Origin of the sequence: Paraburkholderia terricola (genome assembly GCF_900142195.1) — a bacterium.
In the GTDB taxonomy this organism is placed as follows: Bacteria; Pseudomonadota; Gammaproteobacteria; order Burkholderiales; family Burkholderiaceae; genus Paraburkholderia; species Paraburkholderia terricola.
The window spans coordinates 47,543-71,044 of record NZ_FRAB01000008.1 but is presented as its reverse complement, the minus strand read 5'-3'; the positions used below and the strand labels follow the sequence as shown (position 1 = coordinate 71,044).

Sequence of the window (23,502 nt, the reverse complement as noted above, 5' to 3'; positions counted from 1 at the left end):
TAACGTGGTGACATCCGCGGCATGGGTTCGTTGCCGCGCCGAAATGATGGAGAGATGGAGAGTCCAATCGTGAGCACCCAAGCCATCACCGCGCTGCCCGTAGGGAGCGTCGGCCGCGTCGACAGCACGAACGACAATGCGCGCACGGGCGCGGACAGTGCCGTCGTTCCCGTCACGCCGACCGCCGTCGCGCTGCGCGGCGAACTCGCCGCGTTGCGCGGCCTCGGCGCCGCACGCAAACCCGGCGCGTTCAGCACGGCAACGGACGGCGACAGACTGCCGGTGCCGATGTCGAAGAAATCGCTGATCAACCAGGCGGCCGTGAAAGCCGGCGATAACCTGCCGAATGACGCTCTGCGCGATGTCCTGGTCACGCAGCGCCGCGTGCCGTTGCCGGTGCCGTCTTCGGATGTGCAGCCGCAACTCGCGGGGCCGATGCTCGACCCCGGTCTCAACCCGGCCAACGCACTCGACCAGCACCAGCACCTCATGGCGCTGGCTAGCGTGATGCAACGTGCCGGCGAAACGATTCACGGTGCGACGCACTAACGATCCCTAACGCCGTCGACGCGCCCGGGCCCACCCGGCCCGGCAACCGCAGAGAAATACAAGCACACCAATGTATGGCCGCGGCATCTGATGACCGCGGCCATTCGCGTGGCCGCCTGCCTGGCCGGCGCCCGCCGAGAAACACAAGCACACCCACGCATGCCCGCGTCATCTGATGATCGCGGCACATCCGCATTGCCGCCTACCCGGCCCGTCGACCGCCGAGAAACACAAGCTCATCCACGCATGCCCGCGGCATCCGACAATGCGCGGCCATCCGCATTGCCGCGACGCCTCATCCACATCACCGTCATTCCCGCGCCCGCACCCGCAACCGCAACCGCACGCATCATCCCTTCAAGCCCGCAGCCAGACAAACTCGCCGGCGACGATGCCTTCGAACATCTCATCCGTCGACTCGATGATGCTTTGCCGCCAGTACCGCCCATGCTCCGCGTAGTGGGCGAGCAGATCGGCCAGCGTATTGCCGTCGACGTCATAGGTCATCGGCACGCGCAGCACCAGCACGATCCCGCCCGTATCCGTATCGAGTCCGAGTTGCGCCTGGTCCTGCGCGTAGATCAGCAGATTCGCCTCCAGCATCAGCCGGAACACGACCAGCGTGCGGCCCGCCGTCACGGTGCCGTAGTGGAAGTTGGCGTACATGGCCTCCAGATCGTTCTCGAAGTATTCAAGCCGCACGTCGAAGCCTTCCACTTCGATCGAGCGCGTGCGCAGCACATGCTCGGCGTCCGCGAGACCCACGGTCGCGCACAGGTCGCGGATCAGTTGCGCATAGCGTTCGGACGTGTCGTTGGTATCCAAGGGCGGGTGCGGGCAAAGGGAGGGGCGGCCGGCATGACCGGCGCGCGCGATGAAAACGGCCGGCGCGCGCGGTGCTCCGCGGGCCGGCCGGTAAGGCGGGATGAGCACACCCCGACGATGCCGAGGGTGTCGAACGCTGTCGAGCCGAAAGAACGCCCGTCAGTGTCCCGTACCGCTCTGGACCGCCTGGCCCATCCCTTTCACGACGTTCGCCAATGCGCCAGCCAGCGACAGTTGCAACGTCGCCTGGGCCGCGCCCAAGGCTCCGGCGCTCCCTTGTGCCGCCATCCCCTGCATGGCTCCGATTGTGCCTGCGACAGCCATAAGACCTCCTCACTCTCAGGTTGAAAATGCTGCTCTGCCTCGCGGCGCGGATGCCGCCTGACAGGGCTAGCCAGGTGCCGCGCGCGTCACGCCGCGCCGCGTTTGTCCGCGAGCTGCGCGACGATCCTGCTCGCTGCGAGCAGGCCACGGTACAGCTTCGCGAGATTGTTGCGATCCAGTTCGGTCGCGCCGTTCGTTTCGCCGACGTTCTTCGCCGTGGCCTCCAGCGCCTCGCGGATCGCGGCGAGCCGCGGACCGCCGTCGGGGTCCGCGAGCGTCTTCTGCAGATCGTTGAAATCGGTGGCGCACGCTTCGAGCGGCGCATACATGTTGGTCATCTCGGAACCTCACTTCGGTAATGGCAGATACGCCGTGGTCCTGGCCTGCGCCGGCGCGGGCGGCTCGGCGGCGATGTCTTCGACGGGTTGCATCACGCCGCGCGCCGCGCCCGTGGTGATGACGACGGGCGTGCCCGATGCCGCCGCGGCAGCGGCGGGCGTGTCGGTGGCGGCAGCGGCGGGTGTATCAGCGGCGGACATCTCGGTGGCCGGGGCCGACGCCGCCGCTTCAGGACCGGAGGCCGCGGCGGCCGCTTCCGGCGTCGTGTAGATATGCTTCACGCCATCGGGCGTTTCGGCGTAGCGCACATCGTCGGACGACATCACGAGCGAGAAGGCCGTCGGCAACGGCATGCCGTCCTCGGATTGCACGACGCGCACGCGCAGATCCTTGACGTTCTCGCCGAGATCGCGGCGCATGCGCGACAGCGCGCTCTCGACATCGCGCGGATTGGCGACCTTGCCTGAAATCTCGAACGCGCCGCGGCCCACATAGGCGACCTTCACGCCCGGCATGGCGAGCGAATCCTCCATGTTGCGCACGTCGTTCTGCGCGATGTCGTAGCGCCGCACGATGCCGGTCGACGAAATCCGCATCAACAGCTTGCGCACTTGCGTGTCTTCCTCGGGCGTGGCGACCATTCCGGTGACGCTCACCGTCGAGCCGCGCGCCTGCGCGTTCAGTTCCTTCATATGCGCCGCGCGCAGCGCCACGTTCACACGCTGCGCGAGATCGCCGGCATCGTGCGGCAGGGCCGCGCGGCTCACCACGGTGGTCAGCAGCACGCAGCCGATCACGATCACCCCGCCCAGCATCGCGCAGGCGGAGACGATGCCGGTCATCTTGCGGCGCCGCGAGCGCTCGGCGGCGCGCCGCGTTTCGTCCGGCTTGACGAGCAGCGTCGACAGCAAATCGAGGTCGCTCGGCCAGGCCGCGTCGGTCGAGCCCACGCACAACACCGTGTCGCCGAACTGCATCGGCACGAACTCGATCAGGATGACCGTGCCCGGTTCCTCGTCGAGATCGGCCGGTTCGCCTTGCCGCGCGTTCGCCGCGTCGTCCGCCTCCACCGTGACCGGGGTCAGGCGGCGCGCGGTGACGATGCCGCCTTCGTCGAGGCCCAGCAGCACGTCGTCGCCGCGCCAGTCGGAGATGCGGATGTCGGCATCGTCGTCCGCGCCGATCCGGTGCGTGCCGATACCGAGGCGCAATTCCGCGCCGGCATGCGTGCCAGTCAGGATTCGCAGCAGCTTCGTCATGGAGCGCCTGTAGATCGAGAAGGGGCGGCGCGCATGGGGCGCCGATCGACACCTACTCTAGCGGTCCGACATGACGGGCAAGCACGCAATGCGAAGCGGGTACCAGGAATGCGAAACTGCGCGGCGTCACGGTTGGCCTCATGTCGGCGTCGGCGTCGACGTCGGCGTCAGCGCGATGGGTCGGGCGCACCGGCCGCGACGCGTGCGGCACGATGACCTCGCGCGCAATGTGAAGCGCGATGGATCGACCGGCCGGCAGCGACGCGTGCGGCACGATGGCCTCGCGCGCAATGTGAAGCGCGTAACGGGAATGCGAAACTGCGCGGCGTATCGTCAGCGCGATTTGTCCGCCGCACCCGCCGCGACGGCCGCGCCGCGCTGAAGCGTGCGAAGGTTGAGCGCGCGCTCGCGCATCGCGGGCGTCGCCGGCCGGCTGTACATCAGCAGCAGCGGCAGCATCAGCAGGTTCAGACGCCCGACGCGTCCGGGTTCTCCTGGCGTCGCTCCCGCAGCGGACATCGTCTTCGGCGGCTGCGCCCGCGCCGAGCTGGCGTCGATCAGACGCTGACGCCACGCGCCCAGGTCGCCGTCGCTGCCGCTAGCCGCGTCGGCCCCGCCCAACTGCCGCCGCACGGTAAGCAGATCGATGAAGCGCTCATGCACACGCGCATCGATCCGCGCTTCGGGATTGGCCGCAAGCTCGTCGCGCAACGCGAGCAACGCGTCGCACCACAGCTTCGGCAATGTTTGCGACAGATCGGCATCGGGCGGCTGCGACGCGGCAAACGTCTGCAACGCGCCGCGCCGGGGCAGCGGCACTTCGGTCTTGCCGCTGCTGCGTATGCCGACCTCGCCGCGCGACGATGCCGTGCCGCCGTGTCCGCTACCGTTGCCGTTACCGCTGCTGTCGCCACCATCGTGCCCATGCTGTGACTGTCCGCCGCTTCCTCCGCCGCCATCGCGCGTGATCCGGCCACTGCCTCCCGCACCCGCGCCGCGCGCCGGTTCGCCCGCGGCCACGAGGGGCCGCGGCACCGCCATGCGGAGCTTCCGCGCGAGCAACGCGCGGCGCGCGCTCGCGCTGCGCGTGCGTGCATAGGCGAAGCGGGTCGTGCCGCGATACAGCGCGGCGAACTGCGCGCCGGCGCGTGCGCCGGCATCGTTGCGGGCCTGTTCGCGCGCGAGTTCGGGCTGGTCCGCCGGCGCGGGGGACGGCGTGGAGATCCGCGTCATTGCGGCACCGCCGTGTGCATGATTTCGTTGGCGAAGTGCAGGATGGCGGCCGCCGAGAACGGCGCGGCGATCACGATCGCGATCGTCACGGCGATCAGCTTCACGCCATGCGACAGCGTCTGATCCTGCATCGACGTGATCGCCTGCAGAAACGACACGGCCAGACCCACCAGCGCCGCGACGATCACGATCGGCAGCGACACGTACATGCACAGCAGCATGCCCTGGGTCGTGAAGCGAACAAGCGTGTCGATATCCATGCGAGCAGTTTCCGCGAGTCAGTGCGATAAGTGCGATGCCGCGCTAGCGGTAGGTCATCACGAGGCCGTGAATCAACGTCGACCAGCCGTCCATCACGACGAACAGCAGCAGCTTGAACGGGATCGCCACGTTGGTCGGCGTCACCTGGTTGAGGCCCATCGCGAGCAACACGTTGGCGATGATCAGGTCGATCACGATGAACGCGATGTAAAGCAGAAAGCCGATCTTGAAGGCGTCGGTCAGTTCGGTGAGCGTGAAGGCGGGCGCGAGCACGATCAGGTCGTTTTCATGCAGGCTGGCCGCGTTCTCCTTCGGCCACACCACGTTCGCCGAGCGCATGAAAAAGCGCTTCTCGCGCTCGTTCGTGTGCTTCTGCAGGAACACGCGGAACGGCTCGCGCGCGGCGCTGAACACCTGGATCAGCGCCTGGGTCGGCTGCCCGGCCACCGGCTGGCCCTGCATCGACTGCATCGCCTGCATGCCGACGGGCGCCATCACGTACAGCGACACCAGAATCGCGATGCCGTTCAACACCATGTTCGGCGGCACCTGCTGCACGCCGAGCGCATTGCGCAGCAGGCCGAGCACCACGACGATCTTGGCGTAGGAGGTCACCACCATCGCGACGAAGGGCACGAGGCTGATCGCGATGATGACGATCAGCAGGCCCGTGAAGTCACTGAACTGGACCATCGCCGTGCGCCATGCGCAGAATCCGGATGCCGAGGTGATCGCCGACCGTGACGAGTTCGCCGTAGCCGATCGTCTGGCCGTGCGTGACGAGCTTGAGCTGCGCGTCGGCCACCGGCGTCGGCAGTTCGAGCACATAGCCGGGGCGCAACGCGTAGAGCTGCGAGAGCGGCAGCGCCACGGTATCCACTTCGAACTGGACGGGTAGATCGAGTTCGCCGATTTCGATCGCGTTGGCGTGTTGATCGGGCGCAAGCAGATCGTCCGGACGAACGGGATCCAGCTCATCGGTCATGGTGGGCTCCTTCGTGATGGATAGCGTGAGACCGTCGATGCTGACCGGTGCATGGACCCGCATCAGGCCGGGGGTGCCCCAGGCCACGATGCCGGTGGCGGCTTCCCTCGCGCCCTCGCCGGCGCGGGCGAGCACCGTGCGCAGCGTGCCGGCGAGCGAGCGCAGCAGCACGTCGCCGGGGGCGAGCGCGCGCAGCGTGTCGACCGGCAGCCGCCGCCGGCCGAGTATCAGCCTTCCCGGTATGAGGCTGCCGGCAAGACCCGCGGAACGTTCGGACGAGCTCGCCAACGCGCGTGTCGCGGCGGCGAGCGCCGCGCCGCGCGTCGCATGCAAGGCTTCGAGCGTGTCGAGCAACGCGCGGCCAAGCAGAACGCGGGCCGCGTAAGGCCGGCCGTCGAAAGTGAGCGTCAGATCGATCGCGGCGACCTCGGCGGAGGCGGCCTCGCGCGGCTCGCCTCGCACCAGTTGCGCGACATGCACGCCTGTCAGCCCGAGCGACGCGAGCCGCTGCAGCAACGGATCGAGCAGCACGCCGGCCACCGCGGCGCGCAGCGCGCGGGCGGTGTCGCCGGGCACGGCCGGACCCTGGCCGGCCGGAGACGCGGCGATCTCGAGCGCCGGATGCGCGGCAAGGTCGAACACGACCCGGATCTCGCCGGACGGATGCGCGAGTTCGAGCGTGCCGGGCTGCTCGAAGCGCGCGTGAGCCTGAGAGGGCGAGACATCGACCGTCGCCTGCCATTCGTTGACGCCCGCCGCATGCCCGAGAAGCTGCGCGGTCCGCGCGTTGCACACGAGCCGCGCGGCGCGCGCCGCGAGCGGCGGCACCGCGCGGATCGGCAACGCGGTGATCGGCGCGGCGGCGGTGTTTGCGCGATGAGCGCCATGAGCGGCATCCGCGGGTTGCGCTCCGGCAACGTCGGCGCCCGGCATTTCGACGATCGAATAATCCATGCAGCGGTCGGCGGAAGTGACGGCCAGCGTCGGCCTGGAAAACGGTGCGCTCACCACACCGTCAGTTCGATATCGCGGGGCGTGCCCCACGCGCGTAGAAGCGAGTCCAGCTCGCGTTCGAGCATGGCACTGTGGTCGAAGAGTAGCTGCCGGGTCTCGATGCCGCCCGTGTCGAACCGAAGCGACAACAGGAAACGCGAAAGAGACAGATACAGCGTCGTGTCCGGCAGGATGCGGCTATCGAGCGGCATGCGTACCTCCCAGTTGCCGGCGTCCGCGACGGCGGGGTCGCCGCAGAAGCCCGCGACTTCGCGCGCCAGCGAACGCGCGAGTTCGAGAAAATGGCCCTGGGTGCGAAACAGCGCGTCGATGGCCGGTAGCGTGGCGCCCGGCAGCCGGCGCAGCAACGCTTCGTGGGCGAGTGCGCCGGCGTCGGGCGCGCTGGTGTCGTCAGCGCTCGCCTGCGCTTCGGCCTGGGCCTCGTCGTCCTGTCCATCCGCGAGCCAGCCGGCCTGGGCGCGGCGGCTGTCCGCCTCGCTGCCCGAGGCATCGGCGGGCGCGGACCCGGCGCTTTCACCGGCCTCGGCGGGCGGCCGTTGCGCGCGCCCGCGCCGCACCAGCGCCGCGTAATCGAAGCGGCGCGCGCGCGCCGCATCCGCGGCCGGATGCGTATCGGCGGCGGACGGAATGATGCGCAGCGGACGCGGTTCGATGATCGCCATGTGCGTGTGGGCCGTTCGCGCTAGATGGTCACGCGGCCGAGCGGCTGCAGTTCGACATGGTCGCCGAGTTCCTGATACGAGTAGACCGACAGCCAGCCGAGCCGCGCCTCGATCATGCGCCGCACGTAGCGGCGAATGTCCATCGACGTGACGAGCGCGACGCCTTCGCGCGGGGTGTCGCCGACGAACGACTGGATCCGGTCGATCAGGAAGCCGACTTCGTCGGGCGGCAGCGCGAGGAAATTGCCGGTGGGCGTCTGCTTGATCGCCTGGCGGATGTGCTGCTCGACCGGCAGATCCAGCAGCACCGCGGGCAGTTGCCGGCTTCCCGCCGCCGCGCGATGCGCGAGAAAGCGCGCGAGGTCGCCGCGCACGTACTCGGTGAGCATCAGCATGTCCTTCTCTTTCGCGCCCCACACCACGAGACTTTCGAGAATGTTGCGCACGTTGCGAATCGAGATCTGTTCTTCGAGCAGCCGGCGCAGCACGTCGGCGATGCGCTGCGGCGGCAGCACTTTCTGCACTTCGGCGACGAGGCCCGGATACTCGGCGTTCTGCTGGTCGAGAATCCATTGCACCTCCTGGATGCCGAGAAAGAGCGACGCGTGCCGGCGCAGCATCGCCACCGACGCATGCGCGATCACCTGCTCCGCGCGCCACGCGGACATCTTCGGCGGCAGCGTCTTTTCGTCGATCCACCAGGTCGGCCCCGCGCCGCCGTCGAGCCCGCGCCGTTTCTCGCCGCGCTCGGCGAGCGCCGCGAGTTCGGCGGGCATCGGTTCGTGCGTGCCCGTCAGCGCCGGGTCGGGCAGCATCACCTTGCCCGGCGGCAGTTCGATCGCGCAGTACGGCACGTCGTGCATCAGCAGTTCGCAACTGGAGGCGGGCAGCGTGTCGCACGTCCACATCGTGATGCCGGGAAACGGCAGGCCCAACACCTGTTGCAGACGGGCGCGCTCCGCTTCGAACGAACGCTCGAGCGCCGCGCTCGACAGGCGCGCGACGAGGTCCGGCGAAATCCGCACGCCGAGCGGGCAGGCGAACTGCGGCGCGCGCGTGAGGATCGCGGGCGTGTCGGCTTTCGAGCCGGCGCGTTGCATCGCGCTGACGGCCTCGCCCGCATGCGAGGTCGCGGCCGGCTGACGTTTGCCCAGCCGATAGCCGGAGAACGCGAGAATCGCGGCGAGCAGCAGGAACAGCATCGACGGAAAGCCGGGTACGGCGGCGAAGCCGAGCAGCAGCAGGCTCGCGAAGTAGAGGGCGCGCGCGCTGGCCGACAACTGCCGGCCGATCTCGTCGCCGAGCGAGAGCGGCCGCGCGTCGCGCTCGTCGGACACGCGCGTGATCATCACGCCCGCGGCGACGGAAAGCAGCAGCGACGGAATCTGCGAGACCATCGCGTCGCCGACCGACAGGATCGAGAAGCGGTTGGCGGCTTCGCCCGCGCTCATGTCGTGATACGCGATGCCGACCGCGATGCCGGCGATGATGTTGATCAGCGTGATGATGAGCCCGGCCACCGCGTCGCCCTTGACGAACTTCATCGCGCCGTCCATGCCGCCGTGCAACTGGCTCTCGACCGCGAGCGTCGCGCGCTTGCGGCGCGCTTCTTCAGGCGAGAGCAGATTCGCGCGCAAGTCGGCGTCGATGCTCATCTGCTTGCCGGGCAACGCGTCGAGGGTGAAGCGCGCGCCGACTTCGGCGACCCGTTCCGAACCCTTCGCGATCACGATGAACTGCACGGTCGTAATGATCACGAACACCACCATGCCGACCACCAGATTGCCGCCCACCACCAGTTCGCCGAAACTCTCGATGATGTTGCCCGCGTCGGCGTGAAGCAGGATCGACTTGGTCGACGCGATGTTCAGCGACAGGCGGTACAGCGTGGTGAACAGCAGCAGCGAGGGAAACACCGAGAGCGATACGACGTTCGGCACGTACATGGTCACCATCAGCAGCGTGACGCTGATCGTGATGTTGATGGCGAGCAGTAAATCGATGAGAAACGGCGGCAGCGGCAGGATCATCAGCGAGATGATCGCGACCACCAGCATCGCGATGCCGATCTCACCGCCTGCCGGTAGCTTAAGTGCCTTGAACATCGCGATTCTCCATGTCGGCGCGCTGCGTGTCGTGGCCGCCGCCGTCGTCACGCCGTGCGCCGATCGCATCGACCCAGCGCAGGATCGCGGCGACGGTCTCGAACAGTTCGTCGGGAATCGGCTCGTCGACGCCGACCTTGTAGAGCGCGCGCGCCACCGGCGGATTGCCGATGATCGGCACGTTCGCCTCGCGCGCGAAGCGCCGCAGTTGCGCGGCGCTTTCGTCCATGCCGCGCGCGATCACGAGCGGCAGCGGATGTTCGTCGGGCGCATAGCGGATCGCGACCGCGTAATGCGTGGGATTGACGATCAGCGCGTTGGCGAAGCCGACCCGCTGCTGCGGCGCCGCCGTGGTCGCGAATTCGCGCGCGAGCTTGCGGCGTTCCGCCTTGATCTTCGGATCGCCGTCCATCTGCTTGCGCTCGCGCTTCACCTCGACCTTGGACATCCGCATCTTGCGCATGAAAAGCGCGCGCTGAAGCTTGACGTCCACCACGCCGATCACGACGAACACCGCGGCCGCGACGATGAAGAGCTTCACCAGCAACGCCCAGAACAGCTTCGACAGTTCCGGCAGCGGCTGATACAGCGAGCCGACGATGAGCGGCAGCATCCAGCGGATCGTCACCCACATCACGACGCCGATCACGGCCGCCTTGATCATCATCTTCGCGAGGTCGATCAGCGTGCGCCACGAGAAGATCCGCTTGACGCCCTCGATCGGGCTCGCGTGGTTCAGATCGGGCACGACGGGTTTGGTCGCGACCTGGAAGCCGACCTGCGGAAGCAGCGCGGCGATCGCCGCCAGCGCCGCCGCGCCGGCGCACGGCACGACGATGACGAGCGCCTCCTTGCCTAGCTCGAAGAGCCGGCCGAACATCAGCGGCTCGTCGTGGCGGCCGGGCACGAAATCGAGCGCGGTGATCACGATCGCGCGCAACGCGCCGGCGAAGCTCGCCGACGCGAGCGCGAGCAGACCGATCACCACGGCCATCGTCGCCGCCTCGACCAGATCGGTGCTTTTCGATATCTGGCCGTCCTTGCGGGCGTCGCGCAGCCGTTTGTCGGTAGGCTGTTCGGTCTTCTGTTCGCTCATGGAGGTCCGGTCTGTTGGCCGGGTGCGCGAGGCCGTGCCGTGTCGCGGATTGGCGCACTCGAAGCCTGACGGTAGCGGGGCCGGCGGCGCGGCGCGCAGCCGATGCGAAGCCCGCATGCGGCAAGCGAAGCGACGCCGCGCGGCTCGCGCGGCGCTTTCCGCTTCTCTTCCTGCTTCTCTCCCTGCTTGGCTTCCTGCTTCGCGCGAACTGTGTTCTCTTCGCGTCGCGCGGTTGGCCGGCGGTGCGAAGCCGGTATCCTGGGCGCATCGCTCTCGCATGGAGCGGGCCGGGGCTGGACGTCGTTCGTGCCGCAGCGGTTCGCGACGTATCCATCGACATGTTCATCCGCAGGAGTCTTGCGCCATGAGTACCGTCACGCCGAACTACCTCAACTGCAGCCAGGCCATCGTGGGCGGTCTGATCGATAGCCTGTCCTGCGCGCTGCTCAACAATTTCCCGACGCTCGAAGCCGATCCGTACGACATCGAACTGGTGCTCGACGCGTTGCGCCTGCTGCGCCCGCAGGTGGCGGAACTGGACACGATGGAAGCGGTGCTGTACATGCAGCGCGGCCATTGGGACGACGCGATCCGCGTGTTCTCGCGCGTGATCGAGGAGGCGCCGCATTTCTCGTATGCGAAGGCGCTGCTCGCCTTCTGTCTGTCCGTCAAGGGCGACACCGGCTGGCAGCAATGGGCGAGCGCGGCGCTGGCGCAGAATCCCGACCGCGACACGCGCCAACTGGTGCGCGCGCTGTCGGCGCGCGAGGATCTGCGCGAGGCGATCCGCACCTACCGCAACGGCGGCACCTTCGAGGTGCCGCTCTCCATCGCGACCTTGAACGACGAACTGCCCGACGAATCCGCGCAACCCGTGGCGGCGCCCGCGGCCACCGCCGCCGCGCAGAACGACGTCGTCGGGCAGCAGGGCTACCTGCGCATCTGAGCACGACCCGCCGAAGCCGGCGGGCATCGAACGATGAGAGGCTGAACATGACACTTCCCGTCACGAGCAAACAATTCGAGGCCGCATTGCAGGCCGCCACCTCCATGCCGGCCACGCAGCCCGGCGCGGACCCGGCGTTGCAGCAGGCCGGCGAGCGCTTCGCCTCGATGATGCAGAACCCGCGCATGGCCGCGCCGGTCCACGGCGACGACATGAACACCAATGTCATCGCCAGGATGGCGGTCACGCAGGACGCGGAGTTGCAGCAGTCGGTGAACGACGTGGTCGCGTTGTCGAGCCAGGCGGGCAACATGTCGCTGCCCGAGATGACCGCCGCCGCGATGAAGACGACGCTCGAACTGGCGACCACCCAGCTCGACATGCAGGCCAAGATGGGCGTCGTCAACTCGTCCAAATCGTCGATCGAAACCCTGATGAAGAACCAGTAGGCCATGCGCGCACAGAGTGTCTTCGTCACGGCCCGCGCGCTGCGGACCGGCGCATGTTGCGCGGCGCTGGCCGCCTGCGTGCTGCTCGCCGGGTGCAACAAGGAGCTGTACCGCAACCTGACCGAACAGGACGCGAACGAGATGGTCGTGGCGCTGCTCGAACAGGGCATCGACGCGTCCAAGGCGACCGCCGACGCCGGCAAGACGTGGATGCTCGAAGTCGACGGCAACCAGATGGTGCGCGCGATGCAAGTGCTGCGCGAGCGCGGCCTGCCGCACAGCCGCTACGACGATCTCGGCAGCCTGTTCAAGCGCGACGGCCTCGTGTCGACGCCGACCGAGGAGCGCGTGCGCTTCATCTACGGCTTGTCGCAGGAACTGTCGTCGACGCTGTCGAAGATCGATGGTGTGATCGTCGCGCGCGTGCAGATCGTCTTGCCGAACAACGATCCGCTCGCGCAGCAGATCAAGCCGTCCTCGGCGTCGGTGTTCATCAAGTACCGGCCGGATTCGGATGCGAGCGCGCTGGTGCCGCAGATCAAGACGCTGGTGATGCATAGCGTCGAAGGGCTCACCTACGACGCGGTGAGCGTGACCACCGTGCCCGCCGATCCGGTCGATCTGTCGAAGCCGTCGCAGATGCATGCGGCCGCGCCGCTGCCGATTCTCGTGGCCGCCGCGCTCGTGCTGGTGGCCGGCGCGGCGAGCCTGTTCCTCTGGCTCAAACGCGGCCTGCCCGTGAGCAGCGCGGCGAGCCGGCTTCGTCCGCGAATTAGCGCGTGGCTCGCCAGGCTGCGGCGGCCGAAATCGTCATCGGCGACATGACGGCGCCGTCGACGTCGTTTCCGTTCGCGCGCGCCGCGGCGGCGCTCGGCGCCTATGAGCGCAATGCGCGCGAAGCGGCGCGCTGGGCGCATCCGTCGTGGTTCGAAGCGGCGCTCGACCTGCCGGCGGGCGCGTCGGGCGCGTCGCTCGACGGACTGCGCGGCGCGCTCGCGACCGCGCACGGTGCATGTGTCGCCGCCTGCTCGCGCGCGCTGCTGCGCGCGACCAACGTGAACGCGCCCGGCTTCGACACGTTGCGCGCGCCGAATCCCGCCGTGCTCGACGCCTTGCCCGTCGAGGTCGGCGTGCGCGTGCTGCGCATGCGCGCGCTGCTGCTGCGGCGCGCGGACGTGCGCAAGCTGATCGACAAACGCAGCCGTCAGCGCCTCGCGCAATGGGTCGGCGTGCCGCTCGAACGGCTGACGGCGGCAGGCGCGGCGGGCCCGGCGAATGCGCCCGATGTGGCGCGCCTCGTCTCGCGCGGACAGTTGCCCGCGCTCGAAGAAGTCGACGCGGACACACTCGCGTATGAAGGCTACGCGCTGCTCGCCCGCGACACGCCGGCCGCCGCCAGGCCGTGCCCGCTATTGCGGCTGGCCTTGCCGCACGCGTTGCCGGATGCGGCGTGGCTGCGCGCGAGCGGGCGCGAACTCGACGCGGCCGGCACGGCGCAACTGGTCGCGCGGCTTCCCGAACTGCTTCCGGAGTGGGCATGGTTATTTGGCTGAGGTCGGACCGGATGCTGCCCGAGGCGGCGGGCGCGCACGTCGGCGCGCATCAGGACGTGGTGCCGCGCGCCGCGTTCGGCGCGTTGATGGAAATCGGCGACGGCTACGAGCAGCTCGCCGCGGATCGCGAGGCGCTGCTCGCCGCCGCGCGCGACGAAGCCGCGGCGATCGTCGCGGCGGCGCACGACGAAGCGGCGGGCGTACTCGCGGATGCGCGCGACGAATACGACCGCGCGGCCGAGCGCGGCTACCGCGACGGCGAGCAACGCGCGCTCGCCGACTGGGTCGAGCGCCTCGGCGAAGCGGGCGCCGATCAGCGCCGCGCGCAGTTGAAGATGCGCGAGCGCATTGCCGGCATCGTGACGGTGGCCGTCGAGCAGATCGTGAAGGTGCAGCAGTCCGACCAGTTGTTCGAGCGCGCGCTGTCGGCGGTGGACCGGATCGTCGAAGGCGCGACGTGGCTGCGGGTCGTCGTCAGTCCCGTCGATTACGACAAGGCCTGCATCGCGTTCGAGCGGCTGTCCGCGCGCTGGCGCGAATCGGGCCGGCCTTTCCCGCTCTCCGTGGTGGCCGATAAGCGGCTGGAGCCGGGCAGTTGCCTGTGCGAATCGGATTTCGGCGCGATCGACGCGAGCCTCGCCACGCAGATGCGCGCGATGCGGCTCGCGGTGTCGCGCGCACTCAAGCAGTCGGCGAATGAACTGGAGGCCGCCGCCGATGCGTTCGCGCCGCACAGCGAGATCGACGACAACGCCGACGACAACCCCGACGAAAACGCCGCCGACGCATTCGCCGATTCCGGCACGGCCTGAATCATCCATGAACCACCCATGAGCGACGCACGAACGACATGAGCGCCCGATGAACATGACGCGCGACCTCCCCGTGTCCGATGCGGACTCCGGCTCCGACGACGAGCCGCATTCGCTCTTCGACGTCGAACAGTTCGCCGACGCGATCGAACACGAGATCCTGTCGACCTCCAGCATCGCGCGCACCGGCAAGGTGCTGGAAGTCATCGGCACGCTCGTCAAGGTGGCCGGGCTCGACGTGACGCTCGGCGAACTGTGCGAGCTGCGCGCCGCGAACGGCGAACTGCTGCAGCATGCCGAGGTGATCGGTTTCACGCGCGATGTCGCGCTGCTCTCGCCGTTCTCGCGGCTCGCCGACATTTCGCGCTCGACGCGGGTGGTGGGCCTCGGACGCTCGCTGTCGGTACCCGTCGGCGATGCGTTGCTCGGGCGCGTGATCGACAGCCTCGGTCAGCCGATCGACGGGCTCGGGCCGATCGACACCGATGAGGAACGGCCGGTGTTCGCGAGTCCGCCTTCGCCGATGAGCCGGCGCATGATCGATACGCCGCTGGCGACGGGCGTGCGCGTCGTGGACGGCATGATGACGCTCGCCGAGGGACAGCGGATGGGCATCTTCGCGCCGGCCGGGGTCGGCAAGAGCACGCTGCTCGGCATGTTCGCGCGCGGCGCGCAGTGCGACGTGACCGTGATCGCGCTGATCGGCGAGCGGGGCCGCGAAGTGCGCGAGTTCGTCGAGCTGATTCTCGGGCCGCAAGGCATGGAGCGTTCGATCGTGGTGTGCGCGACGTCGGACCGCTCGTCGATCGAACGCGCGAAGGCCGCGTATGTCGCCACCGCGATCGCCGAACACTTCCGCGATCGAGGCCAGCGCGTGCTGCTGATGATGGATTCGCTGACGCGCTTCGCGCGCGCGCAGCGCGAGATCGGTCTCGCCGCCGGCGAGCCGCCGGCGCGGCGCGGCTTTCCGCCGTCGATCTTCGCCGAACTGCCGCGCCTGCTCGAACGCGCGGGCATGGGCGAGCACGGCTCCATCACGGCGCTCTACACGGTGCTGGCGGAGGACGAATCCGCCAACGATCCGATCGCCGAGGAAGTGCGCGGCATCATCGACGGCCACATGATCCTCTCGCGCGAGATCGCCGCGAAGAATCAGTACCCGGCGATCGACGTGCTGGCGAGCCTGTCGCGCGTGATGCCGCAGGTCATGACGCCCGACTACGTGCAGGCGGCCGCCCGGCTGCGCGAACTGATGGCGAAGCATCGCGAGGTCGAAATGCTGTTGCAGATCGGCGAGTATCAGCCGGGCGGCAATCCGCTCGCCGACGAAGCCATCCGCAAGATCGACGCGATCCGCGCGTTCTTCTCGCAGGCGACGCACGAGTTCGCGGCGCCGCAGGATACCGAGGCGCGTCTGTTCGAACTGGCGCGAGGCTGACGCGATGAGCGCGGCCCCGAACCCGGACACCACGCGGCGGCGCGTCGCCGCGCTCGGTCATACCGTCAGCCGGCGCGGCCGGCTCGACACGCGGCTGCAGGCGGCGTTGACGGCGCGGCGCGACGCACATGCGCAAGCCGTCGCCCGGCATGACGCGCAACGCGAGCGCGTCGAACTCGCAGGCGACGAACTGCGCGCCTATCGCGAGCGCGTCGCGCGGATGATGAGCGGCGGCAGCGCATTCCAGCTTGCCGACCTCAACGCGACGATGCGTTACGCGGACGTGGTCGCCGCGCGCGTGCAGCAATTGGAAAGCGAACTGGCCGCGCTCGAGACGGCGATGCGCGCCGCGGCCGAAGAACTGGCCGCGGCGGCGCGCGCGCTCGCCAACAACCGCGGGCGGATGGATCTGTGCCGCGAGCGCATCGCCACGCTGCGGCGCTCGCTCGATCAGCACGCCGCCGACGAGGCCGATGAAGACGCCGAGGAAACCGCGCTCGCGCGCCTGCGGTTGATGCCGCGGCCCGCGTGACCGCGCGGCGTCCGTTGTTCACCGTTTGCTCATCGTTAGCTCATTGTTCAATCCCCGCTAGTCATCCGAATGTACGAATCCCTCACCACGCTGCCGCAACTCGGCACCACGCTGATTCAGTCGCTGACCGTGCTCGGCGTGTGTTCGGTGCGGCTCTTCGTGATCCTGTATCTGTTCCCGCCGACCGCTGACGGCATCCTGCAAGGGGTGGTGCGCAACGGCATCGTCATGCTGTTCAGTTCGTTCATCGCGTATGGACAGCCGGCGTCGCTGTTCACGTCGCTCTCCGGCACGACGCTGGTGGTGATCGGTCTGCGCGAGGCGGGCATCGGCTTGCTGCTCGGTTTCGCGGCCTCGACCGTGTTCTGGGTCGCGGAGAGCGCGGGAACCTACGTCGACGACCTGACCGGCTACAACAACGTGCAGATCACGAACCCGATGCGCGAGGAGCAGTCGACGCCGACCGGCACGCTGCTCGCCCAGGTGGCGAGCGTCGCGTTCTGGACCTTCGGCGGCATGACCTTTCTGCTCGGCGCGCTGTACGAGTCGTATCACTGGTGGCCGTTGACGGCGAGCACGCCGGTGCCGGCCAACGTGCTGGAAAGCTTCGCCTTGCAGCAGACCGACTCGTTGATGCAGACCACCGCGAAGCTCGCGGCGCCGATGATGCTGATGCTGCTGCTGGTCGATTTCGCGTTCGGTTTCGCGGCGAAGTCCGCGCAAAAGCTCGATCTGATGACGCTGAGCCAGCCGGTGAAGGGCGCGCTGACGGTGCTGATGCTCGCGCTGTTCGTCGGCATTTTCGTCGATCAGGTGCGCGATCAGCTCGTGCTGTCGAACCTCGGCGACCAGTTGCGCACGATCGCCGGCGTCACGAAGAAGTAGCCTGCCGCCGCTGCCGTCGCCGCGGGTGCGCCGGCCAGGCCGGTAAAAAGCCGCGTCCGTTGAAAACAGCCGGCCCGAAACCTCAACACTTCTCAAATGACGGCCAACCGTCAGATTTGTTGAGAATGTGCGGCATGCGCCTGGATACATTTGGCATCGCCGGCACCGGTTGCATGGCGTTCGGCGCGCGCCGCGCCGTCTGTGAAACGCGGCGCCGGGCCCGCACCGCTCCGTATCGTTTCGCGGCCTCCCGAGCCGCGGCTAACCCTTGACCAACGTGAAACCCATGAAGAAGAAACGGCTCATGCGCGCTGTCCGGCTGGCGGCGTCTCTCGCGATCGCATTGCCCGCTTTGTTGGGCGTGCGCGCCGAAGCGGCGGCGATTCACTGGCGCAGTTCCGTCGTTCATGTCTCGGCCGAAGGGCAGGACGTGAAGGACGTGCTGCGCGACTTCACGGCGGGGCAGGGCGTGCCGGCGACCATTTCCGGCGACGTGCACGGCACCGTGAGCGGCCGCTTCGACATGCCGCCGCAACGCTTTCTCGATACGCTTGCGTCGACCTTCGGCTTCGTGTGGTTCTACGACGGCAGCGTGCTGTCGATCAGCGATGTCAACACCGTGACGCGGCGCGTGATCAAGCTCGATCACGCGAGCGCGGCGGATCTGCGCTCGGCGCTCAGCCAGTTGCGCGTCGAGAATCCGCGCTTTCCGGTGACCTGGGACGAGAGCCAGGGCACCGCGCTCGTCAGCGGACCGCAGCCGTATGTGCAACTGGTCGCGGAAATCGCGCGCCGTCTCGACGAGAACGCGGCGCAGCGCTCGGGCTCGTCGATTCGCGTGTTCCAGTTGCGCCACGCGTGGGCCGCCGATCACAACGTGGAGATCGACGGCAAGACCGTCACGGTCTCGGGCGTGGCGAACGTGCTGTCGAGCATGTATCACCCGCGCAGCCAGTCGCGCGACAACGCGTCCGGCTACGACGCGGCGACCAGCCGGATCGCGAAGGAGCCGACGATGCGCCGCCTGCAGCCGATGCGCGACGTCACCGGCAGCATGGACGGCGGCGGCTTCCAGAACAGCGGCGTGAATCCGCCGTTGCCCGCGGGCATGACGGCGAGCGGCGGCGTCACGCCGGGCATCGGCGGGCTGTTGAACGGCATGGCGGCGGGCGGCGCGTCGGGCATGCAGAACGTCGGCAACTCAGCCGGCAATTCGGGCGGCAATGACGACTCCGCCGACACGACCGTTTCCGGCAGCCAGTCGCTGCCGGTGATCGAAGCCGATCCGCGCACGAACTCCGTGCTGATCCGCGACCTGCCGCAGCGGCTGCCGCAGTACCAGACCCTGATCGACCAGCTCGACGTCAGGCCGCGTCTGATCGAGATCGAAGCACACATCATCGAAATCGACGACAACGCGCTCAAGCAGATCGGCGTCGACTGGCGCGCGCACAACAGCCACGTCGATTTTCAGACCGGCAACGGCACGACGCAGCAGAACGGCTACAACGGCAACATCGATCCGATCTTCGGCACGCAGACGCTCGCCGACGGCACGACCGTAATCAGCACCACGCCGGTCGGCGGCTCGCTGACGGCGGTGCTCGGCAGCGCGGGCCGCTATCTGCTCGCGCGCGTGAACGCGTTGCAGCAGAGCAACCTCGCGAAGATCGACGCGAGCCCGAAGGTCGCGACGCTCAACAACGTCGAAGCGGTGATGGACCAGAAAACGCGCTTCTTCGTGCGCGTGTCGGGCTACACGTCGGCGGATCTGTATAGCGTGTCGACCGGCGTATCGCTGCGCGTGCTGCCGCTCGTCGTCGAGGACAACGGCAAGACGAGCATCAAGCTGAACGTGCACATCGAGGACGGCTCGGTGACCTCGCAGCAGGTCGACAACATTCCGGTGATCACGACGAGCACGATCAACACCGAGTCGTTCGTGGGCCAGGGCGAGAGCCTGCTGATCGCGGGCTACCGGGTCGATACGGCGACCAACGGCGAAACCGGCGTACCGGGTCTGTCGAAGATTCCGCTGCTCGGCGCGTTGTTCCGTTATCGCGCCGACGAGCGCAGCCACATGGAACGCCTGTTCCTGCTGTCGCCGCGCATCATCGAGTTTTGAGCGGTGTGGTGGCGTGGCGGTGTGCAAGCGCGGCGCGGTTTTTTCGTGTCGCGCTTGCATGTCGCCTGGTTGCGCGTGTGCCGCGGCGGTGTGCCGGGGCGCAGGTCGGATTGCAAGCCGCGCGATCGCAGGCTCAAGTCGCCGGTGTCGCGCGGCTGTATGCCGGGGCGCGGGCCGGACTTTTCATGCTCGATCGCAAGCTCAGGTGCCGCCACGCGTGCGCATGCCGGGGAACGCGTCCCACAGCGTGTAGGGCACCTTCGTGACCACGCTCGACGAGGCCGAGAAGACGCCCGCCGAATCGCTCCACGACGGCGCATTGCGTGCGACGACGCTGTCCGCGGCATGCACCTCCGCGCGCGGTGGCGGCGCATCGGCGGCGCGGGTGGTGCAGGGCATCGATTCGAGGCAGGCTAGCGCCGCCTCCGCGCGTTCGGCTGTCGCCATCCGTTCGAATGCGGGGCCTGCGTGAGCGGCTGTCGTCATCGGTTCGAATGGGGGGCCCGCGTGAGCGGCTGTCGCCATCGGTTCGAATGCGGTGTCCGCGTGAGCAACTTCAGTTTCAGTTTCGGTTTCGGCTTCAGTTTCTTCCAGCGGCGCATCCGTCATCTCGGCGATCTCGATCCGGTATCCGTGCGCATACAGCGTGCGCAAATGCACGCCCCACGGACCATTGAGTTCGAGCTTCTTGCGCAGCTTGTAGATGTGCTGCTCCAGCGTGCGTCCAATGATGTCCTCCGAACTGCTCCAGACCGCGCCGGCGATCTGGCGGCGGCTCACATACTCGCCGGGATGCGAGAACAGCAACCATGCGATCGCGAATTCGCGCGACGTGAGCCGCACCGCCTTGCCGTTCACGTGCACCGTGCACGTGCGGCGATCGAGCCGGTAGAGGCCGCATTCCAGCCGGTCGCCGCTGTCCGCGGCCTGTAGCTGCACGCGCAGCAGCGCCAGATGCACGCGCAGCGTCAACTCGCGCGAATCGACCGGCGACAGGACGACGTCGTCGGCGCCGGCGTCGAACAAACGCGCGATGCCGGCACGGTCGTGGCCGCCGCCGACCACGATCAAGGGCGCACGGCGATCCGAGTAGCACGCGCGTCGCGCGAGCACCGGCCGCAGCGGACTGATACCGGTATCCGCGTCGATCAGGATCGCGCTGTATTCGTCGCGATAGATGGCGCGTGCGAAGGCGACGTCGTCGGCGAAACGGTGACAGACGGCGCCATCGGCTTCAAAACAGCGGCAGATCAACCCGAACAGTGTTGCGCTTCTGGTCATCACTGCAAGTTTCATTTTTCCTCCGTGCGATACGATGCGCCCGGGCGACTCGTGAGCGGCGGGCGGACGTTCTTCATGGAACCGGTCTTCGACGCGATGCGCACCGCTCGTTATGCGTTACGCAATGCGAGTGATTCGACAGTAGAGGGAGCCGCGCATCAAGGATGTAACGTATTGTTTCTCTTGAGCGGCCCCATTTGCCGGCGGCAAAGATCAATCACGAAAAGGCGATTTTGCGTTCGCCTGTTTTTCGTAGTTCGGCACTCGCCAGGGGCGGATATTTTCGAGTGTCAGTAAAGCCGATCGCCTGCCAGGGATGCGAACCTTACAAACAAGAAGGTTGGTCATTGCCGGGAAAGGCCGTGTTTACAAGGCATCGGCGCCCAACCTTACAGTCGTGTAATTTAAACGTAAGTTTTAAGCCGCATTTCCGGGCACCCGTTCGCGTCTATTTTTCATGGCCCGTTGCCGATAGGCGAAAGCCTGTCGCAATTCAGTATCGCGCCTTGCGTTTTATCCGTCGTCGTCCAATGCGAAGCAATAGACAATTCGGCGCTATTTGCCGATGTGAGTATTGTTGAGCGTATTGCCGGGCGGATTTCCTTAGTATCGGCACGGAATGCGGCTGCGTACCGAATGGACAACCGCGCGCGCATTCGCGTGGAGATTCCCGATGCCGTATCTGCTCAATGCCTGGTATGTCGCCGCGCTGTCCAGCGAGGTCACGACGCAAGCGCCGTTCGCGCGCACACTGCTGGACCAGCCGGTCGTGTTATATCGCGACGCCAGCGGCGAGGCCGTCGCGCTCGACGATCGCTGCCCGCATCGTTTCGCGCCGCTCTCGCGCGGGCAAATCGTCGATGGCGCGCTGGCTTGCCCGTATCACGGTCTGCGTTTCGGATCGAACGGTCATTGCGTGTTCAATCCGCACGGCGACGGCCGCGTACCCGCGCATGCGCGCACGCGGTGCTATCCGACCCGCGAGCGTTACGGCGCGGTGTGGTTCTGGCCGGGCGATCCCGAGCGCGCGCAAACAGCGCCGTTGCCGGCCTTCGACTTTCTCGACCCGCTGCGCAACTTCACCAGCGAAAACTATCTGCCTACGCGGGCGAACTACCAGTTGAGCGCCGACAACCTGCTCGATCTCAGTCACTTCCAGTACTTGCATGCCGGTACGCTCGGCAGCGACGAAATGGCTCGCAGCACGGTGCGCGCGGCGGTCGACGGCGAGACGGTATCGGTGCATCGCGAGGCCACGGACGAGCACTTGCAGCCGATGCTGATGCGCGCTTTCAATCTGGCGCATGGCACGCGCGCGGACCGTCAGCTCGATGTGCGATGGATGCCGCCGGGTCTCCTGAGCATCGCCGTCGCGGTGTGCGAGAGCGGTGTGCCGGAACTGACGCGCGTGAGCCTCTCCGCACACTGGCTGACGCCCGAGTCCGTCGCGAGCACCCATTATTTTTTCGCGTTCGGACTGCCTCGCGACATGGGCGAGCAAGGCGCGGAACTCGTGCGGCAGGCGGCGCGCAATCTGATCGCGCCGTTTCGCGACGAGGACTTGCCGATGCTCGAGGCACAGCAGCGGACGATCGGCGAGCGCGACTTCTGGTCGCTGCGTCCGGCGATGCTGCCGATCGACGCCGGCGCGGTGCACGCGCGCCGCATCATGCAACGCTTGATCGCGGAGGAACAGCGGCAGGCGGAAGAAGAACGCGGGTCGCCGCAGCGAAAGGCGGCGCACGCGGCGTGCGAATGACGCCGAGGCGTTGCGGGTCACGGAAAAAGAAGCCGCGATAGCTACGTCGTTCGAACCGTGGGCTTCGACGGGCCTCGGCGTGCTTCGACGTGTGATGCGCCGCGGTTGCGCACTACTCCACGGCGGACGCGGCGTTCAGCGGTGGCGCGGCAGCGGCGTCGGCGGGCGACGGCGCCACCGCTGACGGATCTGCTGCCCGATAGAAAAGATAGGTCGCCGAATACGGCACGAAAAGCGACAGGCCTTCCTGGCCGCACACGGGGTCCGGCGGCAGACCGCCCGAGGTCAACACGCGCTGGATCGAGGTCGTTCGCGCAAAGCGTCCCTCGCCAGTGCGTTCGCCGGTATTGAAGCGCGTCGCGAGACGTTGCCACGGCAGCGCGCCGGGCGTGACGGGCTCATCGCCGACGAGGCGGCCGATCACGTAGCTGCCGTCGTACGCGTTGAACATCCGGTTCGGCATGACCGTGCCGACGCTGTTGCGGGCCTGATCGACGAGCGTCGCTTCCGCGCCGGTGGGCGTCCATGAGAGCGTCGGGCCGCTTCTGCGGCAACTGTAGGTTTCATCGCCGACCGCGCTCAGCACATCCTGTAGCACTTCCTCGCGCTCGACGCGCAACGAGACGGGCAGCGTGTCGTTCGCGGGCGGCACGAGTTGCTGTTGTTGCGTCACTTTGAGCTGCATCGGCCCCGGTGTCGGAGCGGCGCATGCGGCCACGAGTCCCGCGAGCGCGAGAACGGCGAAAATGGCGCGGCCGGAGACGGCGCGAGCGGCGCCTGGCGGACGCGCGACAACACGAACGGTGACGAGTGAACGGTTCAGCACGGCGGTCTCAAGGCAATGCAATGGCGCGAGTAGACACGAAACTTGCGTGTGCGAGGGCGCGCGATGCGAACCCGCGGATGATTCCGCGCAACGGCCTGAGATCCGGCATGCCATGCGGCATGAAATTCGCCATGAGATTCGCCATGAGATTCGGCACGCGATTCGCGCCTGGCTTCGGCGGTTCGTCGTGCTCGCGTCGGATCGGTGCCGGGGTTGGCCCTGGATTCGCCTTGGCGTCACATCG

Annotated in this window: 23 protein-coding genes; 11 read left to right on the top strand and 12 right to left on the bottom strand. The window is 67.8% G+C overall.

Annotated elements, in window-relative coordinates; translation table 11 throughout:
- The first annotated feature begins 69 nt into the window (after positions 1-69).
- Complete coding sequence (locus tag BUE39_RS09260) at positions 70-549, top strand: hypothetical protein (RefSeq protein WP_143031920.1); 480 nt, start codon at positions 70-72, stop codon at positions 547-549.
- 357 nt (positions 550-906) lie between these two features.
- On the opposite strand, the gene BUE39_RS09255 is transcribed toward BUE39_RS09260, so the two are convergent.
- From BUE39_RS09255 to sctU, 10 genes are all read right to left on the bottom strand, one after another.
- Entirely contained in the window at positions 907-1,374 is a 468-nt protein-coding gene (locus BUE39_RS09255; protein WP_073428346.1) for a CesT family type III secretion system chaperone, read from the bottom strand.
- Positions 1,375-1,784: 410 nt separating this feature from the next.
- On the bottom strand, positions 1,785-2,027 hold the full coding sequence (locus BUE39_RS09250; RefSeq protein WP_073428482.1) for a type III secretion protein: 243 nt from the start codon (positions 2,025-2,027) through the stop codon (positions 1,785-1,787).
- An 18-nt stretch (positions 2,028-2,045) separates the two neighbouring features.
- The gene (locus BUE39_RS09245) at positions 2,046-3,296 is read right to left on the bottom strand and encodes a secretion protein (RefSeq protein WP_073428345.1); all 1,251 of its coding nucleotides are present in this window, start codon (positions 3,294-3,296) and stop codon (positions 2,046-2,048) included.
- A 333-nt stretch (positions 3,297-3,629) separates the two neighbouring features.
- Positions 3,630-4,529 (bottom strand): hypothetical protein, encoded by a 900-nt coding sequence (locus BUE39_RS09235; protein ID WP_073428343.1) that lies wholly within the window; start codon positions 4,527-4,529, stop codon positions 3,630-3,632.
- Positions 4,526-4,789 (bottom strand): type III secretion system export apparatus subunit SctS, encoded by a 264-nt coding sequence (sctS, locus tag BUE39_RS09230; RefSeq protein ID WP_073428342.1) that lies wholly within the window; start codon positions 4,787-4,789, stop codon positions 4,526-4,528. Before sctS ends, BUE39_RS09235 begins: the two co-directional genes overlap by 4 nt.
- Positions 4,790-4,832: 43 nt before the next feature.
- The gene (gene sctR, locus BUE39_RS09225) at positions 4,833-5,483 is read right to left on the bottom strand and encodes a type III secretion system export apparatus subunit SctR (RefSeq protein WP_073428341.1); all 651 of its coding nucleotides are present in this window, start codon (positions 5,481-5,483) and stop codon (positions 4,833-4,835) included.
- A complete protein-coding gene (sctQ, locus tag BUE39_RS09220) occupies positions 5,467-6,783 on the bottom strand; it encodes a type III secretion system cytoplasmic ring protein SctQ (protein ID WP_227470540.1) in 1,317 nt (438 codons plus the stop codon). The genes sctR and sctQ overlap by 17 nt, the downstream gene beginning before the upstream one ends.
- Positions 6,780-7,451 carry a type III secretion system protein SctP gene (sctP, locus tag BUE39_RS09215; RefSeq protein WP_073428340.1) on the bottom strand — a complete coding sequence of 224 codons (672 nt, stop codon included), beginning with the start codon at positions 7,449-7,451 and terminating at the stop codon, positions 6,780-6,782. The genes sctQ and sctP overlap by 4 nt, the downstream gene beginning before the upstream one ends.
- 20 nt (positions 7,452-7,471) lie before the next feature.
- Positions 7,472-9,556 carry a type III secretion system export apparatus subunit SctV gene (gene sctV / locus BUE39_RS09210; protein WP_073428339.1) on the bottom strand — a complete coding sequence of 695 codons (2,085 nt, stop codon included), beginning with the start codon at positions 9,554-9,556 and terminating at the stop codon, positions 7,472-7,474.
- Positions 9,540-10,652 carry a type III secretion system export apparatus subunit SctU gene (sctU, locus tag BUE39_RS09205; RefSeq protein ID WP_073428338.1) on the bottom strand — a complete coding sequence of 371 codons (1,113 nt, stop codon included), beginning with the start codon at positions 10,650-10,652 and terminating at the stop codon, positions 9,540-9,542. The genes sctV and sctU overlap by 17 nt, the downstream gene beginning before the upstream one ends.
- Before the next feature lie 364 nt (positions 10,653-11,016).
- Here sctU and BUE39_RS09200 point away from each other — a divergent pair, with 364 nt between their 5' ends.
- The 9 genes from BUE39_RS09200 to sctC all read left to right on the top strand — a co-directional run bounded on the left by BUE39_RS09200 (position 11,017) and on the right by sctC (position 19,392).
- A complete protein-coding gene (locus BUE39_RS09200; RefSeq protein WP_073428337.1) occupies positions 11,017-11,598 on the top strand; it encodes an HrpB1 family type III secretion system apparatus protein in 582 nt (193 codons plus the stop codon).
- Between the two features lie 47 nt (positions 11,599-11,645).
- The gene (locus BUE39_RS09195; RefSeq protein ID WP_073428336.1) at positions 11,646-12,047 is read left to right on the top strand and encodes a type III secretion protein HrpB2; all 402 of its coding nucleotides are present in this window, start codon (positions 11,646-11,648) and stop codon (positions 12,045-12,047) included.
- 3 nt (positions 12,048-12,050) lie between these two features.
- Positions 12,051-12,872, top strand: coding sequence for a type III secretion system inner membrane ring lipoprotein SctJ (gene sctJ, locus BUE39_RS09190; protein ID WP_083082339.1), 822 nt, complete (start codon positions 12,051-12,053; stop codon positions 12,870-12,872).
- Complete coding sequence (locus BUE39_RS09185; RefSeq protein WP_227470538.1) at positions 12,827-13,600, top strand: type III secretion protein HrpB4; 774 nt, start codon at positions 12,827-12,829, stop codon at positions 13,598-13,600. The genes sctJ and BUE39_RS09185 overlap by 46 nt, the downstream gene beginning before the upstream one ends.
- On the top strand, positions 13,585-14,412 hold the full coding sequence (sctL, locus tag BUE39_RS09180; RefSeq protein WP_073428335.1) for a type III secretion system stator protein SctL: 828 nt from the start codon (positions 13,585-13,587) through the stop codon (positions 14,410-14,412). The genes BUE39_RS09185 and sctL overlap by 16 nt, the downstream gene beginning before the upstream one ends.
- 55 nt (positions 14,413-14,467) lie before the next feature.
- Positions 14,468-15,850 carry a type III secretion system ATPase SctN gene (gene sctN / locus BUE39_RS09175; protein ID WP_073428478.1) on the top strand — a complete coding sequence of 461 codons (1,383 nt, stop codon included), beginning with the start codon at positions 14,468-14,470 and terminating at the stop codon, positions 15,848-15,850.
- A gap of 4 nt (positions 15,851-15,854) precedes the next feature.
- Positions 15,855-16,382: a type III secretion protein gene (locus BUE39_RS09170; protein ID WP_073428334.1), complete on the top strand. Its 528-nt coding sequence runs from the start codon at positions 15,855-15,857 to the stop codon at positions 16,380-16,382.
- A 69-nt stretch (positions 16,383-16,451) separates the two neighbouring features.
- A complete protein-coding gene (gene sctT / locus BUE39_RS09165) occupies positions 16,452-17,267 on the top strand; it encodes a type III secretion system export apparatus subunit SctT (RefSeq protein WP_073428333.1) in 816 nt (271 codons plus the stop codon).
- A 286-nt stretch (positions 17,268-17,553) separates the two neighbouring features.
- Entirely contained in the window at positions 17,554-19,392 is a 1,839-nt protein-coding gene (sctC, locus tag BUE39_RS09160; RefSeq protein ID WP_073428332.1) for a type III secretion system outer membrane ring subunit SctC, read from the top strand.
- A gap of 201 nt (positions 19,393-19,593) precedes the next feature.
- Here the strand turns inward: sctC and BUE39_RS09155 are convergent, their stop codons facing one another.
- Complete coding sequence (locus BUE39_RS09155) at positions 19,594-20,688, bottom strand: response regulator transcription factor (protein WP_073428331.1); 1,095 nt, start codon at positions 20,686-20,688, stop codon at positions 19,594-19,596.
- A gap of 658 nt (positions 20,689-21,346) precedes the next feature.
- Between BUE39_RS09155 and BUE39_RS09150 the strand changes: the two genes are divergently transcribed.
- Entirely contained in the window at positions 21,347-22,432 is a 1,086-nt protein-coding gene (locus tag BUE39_RS09150; protein ID WP_073428477.1) for an aromatic ring-hydroxylating dioxygenase subunit alpha, read from the top strand.
- Positions 22,433-22,544: 112 nt separating this feature from the next.
- Here BUE39_RS09150 and BUE39_RS09145 read toward each other — a convergent pair whose 3' ends face one another.
- Complete coding sequence (locus tag BUE39_RS09145; protein WP_235004841.1) at positions 22,545-23,258, bottom strand: DUF3455 domain-containing protein; 714 nt, start codon at positions 23,256-23,258, stop codon at positions 22,545-22,547.
- Positions 23,259-23,502: the final 244 nt, after the last annotated feature.

Coding starts and splice junctions, on each gene's coding strand:
- BUE39_RS09150 (WP_073428477.1), top strand. CDS start 21,347: ATGCCGTATCTGCTCAATGCCTGGTATGTCGCCGCGCTGTCCAGCGAG.
- sctV (WP_073428339.1), bottom strand. CDS start 9,556: ATGTTCAAGGCACTTAAGCTACCGGCAGGCGGTGAGATCGGCATCGCG.
- sctU (WP_073428338.1), bottom strand. CDS start 10,652: ATGAGCGAACAGAAGACCGAACAGCCTACCGACAAACGGCTGCGCGAC.
- BUE39_RS09170 (WP_073428334.1), top strand. CDS start 15,855: ATGAGCGCGGCCCCGAACCCGGACACCACGCGGCGGCGCGTCGCCGCG.
- sctJ (WP_083082339.1), top strand. CDS start 12,051: ATGCGCGCACAGAGTGTCTTCGTCACGGCCCGCGCGCTGCGGACCGGC.
- sctL (WP_073428335.1), top strand. CDS start 13,585: ATGGTTATTTGGCTGAGGTCGGACCGGATGCTGCCCGAGGCGGCGGGC.
- sctC (WP_073428332.1), top strand. CDS start 17,554: ATGAAGAAGAAACGGCTCATGCGCGCTGTCCGGCTGGCGGCGTCTCTC.
- BUE39_RS09200 (WP_073428337.1), top strand. CDS start 11,017: ATGAGTACCGTCACGCCGAACTACCTCAACTGCAGCCAGGCCATCGTG.
- sctT (WP_073428333.1), top strand. CDS start 16,452: ATGTACGAATCCCTCACCACGCTGCCGCAACTCGGCACCACGCTGATT.
- BUE39_RS09235 (WP_073428343.1), bottom strand. CDS start 4,529: ATGACGCGGATCTCCACGCCGTCCCCCGCGCCGGCGGACCAGCCCGAA.
- sctR (WP_073428341.1), bottom strand. CDS start 5,483: ATGGTCCAGTTCAGTGACTTCACGGGCCTGCTGATCGTCATCATCGCG.
- BUE39_RS09155 (WP_073428331.1), bottom strand. CDS start 20,688: ATGAAACTTGCAGTGATGACCAGAAGCGCAACACTGTTCGGGTTGATC.
- sctN (WP_073428478.1), top strand. CDS start 14,468: ATGACGCGCGACCTCCCCGTGTCCGATGCGGACTCCGGCTCCGACGAC.
- sctS (WP_073428342.1), bottom strand. CDS start 4,789: ATGGATATCGACACGCTTGTTCGCTTCACGACCCAGGGCATGCTGCTG.
- BUE39_RS09245 (WP_073428345.1), bottom strand. CDS start 3,296: ATGACGAAGCTGCTGCGAATCCTGACTGGCACGCATGCCGGCGCGGAA.
- sctP (WP_073428340.1), bottom strand. CDS start 7,451: ATGGCGATCATCGAACCGCGTCCGCTGCGCATCATTCCGTCCGCCGCC.
- BUE39_RS09250 (WP_073428482.1), bottom strand. CDS start 2,027: ATGTATGCGCCGCTCGAAGCGTGCGCCACCGATTTCAACGATCTGCAG.
- BUE39_RS09195 (WP_073428336.1), top strand. CDS start 11,646: ATGACACTTCCCGTCACGAGCAAACAATTCGAGGCCGCATTGCAGGCC.